At 72.9% G+C, this 1,056-nt stretch carries 1 protein-coding gene and 1 pseudogene; one reads left to right on the top strand and one right to left on the bottom strand.

Annotated features, from left to right (window positions below):
* Positions 1–531 (bottom strand): annotated as a pseudogene (locus tag L0B03_RS18315) (glutamyl-tRNA reductase); the annotation flags it as partial.
* Between the two features lie 56 nt (positions 532–587).
* Between L0B03_RS18315 and L0B03_RS18310 the strand changes: the two are divergent.
* The coding region (locus tag L0B03_RS18310; RefSeq protein ID WP_308200117.1) for a uroporphyrinogen decarboxylase family protein at positions 588–1,056 on the top strand (469 nt) is incomplete at its 3' end.

Below are 1,056 nucleotides of genomic sequence, written 5' to 3'. Positions count from 1 at the left end.
GACGAGGGCCTCGGCGGCGAGGTCGAGGGCGACACCGGCCACCGAGCGGCCCGTGCCGCCGAGCCCCGTCTGGGCGCCCACGGCGCGCGAGGTGCGCGAGGCGGTCTGGAAGAGGCGCTCGAGGCGGGGGGAGGTCGTGCGCTCGGTGCGGGCGGTGTGCAGGGCACGACGCACCTGCCCGGCGACCTCGCGCTCCCCGATGACCATCGAGTCCAGGCCCGAGGCCACCGCGAAGAGGTGGCGACCGACCTCGGGGCCCACGCGGGCCTGCAGCGAGTCCTGCACGTCGGCCTGGGGCAGGCCGCTGGTGCGGGCCACCGTCGCGGTCACGGCGTCGAGGGCGGTCTGCGGTCCCGCGCAGGTCTCGGCGACATCCAGGTACACCTCGAACCGGTTGCACGTAGCGAGCACGACGCAACCGGTGATCTCGTGGCTGTCCGCCACGACCTCGGAGCCGACGGAGTGCGCTCCCGAGCTCAGCTGCTCGAGGACATCCAGGTCCAGATCGCGGTGGGACGCCGTCAGGGTCATCAGCACCACAACGGCCCGATTGAACCAGGCGGAAGAATGTTCGGCACAATCGCAGGGTGAATCTCCCTCAGAACCATCCCTTGATCGACGGCCGCACGGCCGGTTCCGCGCTCGTCCGAGCATTCCGCGCGGGCCGTGACGGGCATTCTCGTGACGAAGGCCACACGGCCTCCGCGGGTCCGGTGACCACCTCGCGGACCGAGCACGTCCCGGTGTGGTTCATGCGTCAGGCCGGCCGGTCCTTGCCCGAGTACCGGGCCCTGCGCGAGGGCACCGCGATGCTCGACGCCTGCCTGGACCCCGCCATGGCGAGCGAGATCACCCTGCAGCCCGTGCGTCGTCACGGGGTCGACGCCGGGATCTTCTTCAGCGACATCGTCGTGCCCCTGCTGCTGGCGGGGGTGGACGTGGACATCGTCCCGGGCACCGGCCCGGTCTTCGCGGACCCGGTGCGCACCGCGGCCGACGTCGCCCGGCTGCGGCCGCTCGAGCCCGCGGCCCTCGCGCCGATCACCGAGGGCGTGG

It is taken from the genome of Actinotalea sp. C106, assembly GCF_023630195.1.
Lineage (GTDB): Bacteria > Actinomycetota > Actinomycetes > Actinomycetales > Cellulomonadaceae > Actinotalea.
Note: the sequence above shows the minus strand (reverse complement) of the source record. Positions and strands in the feature narration are given on the sequence as shown.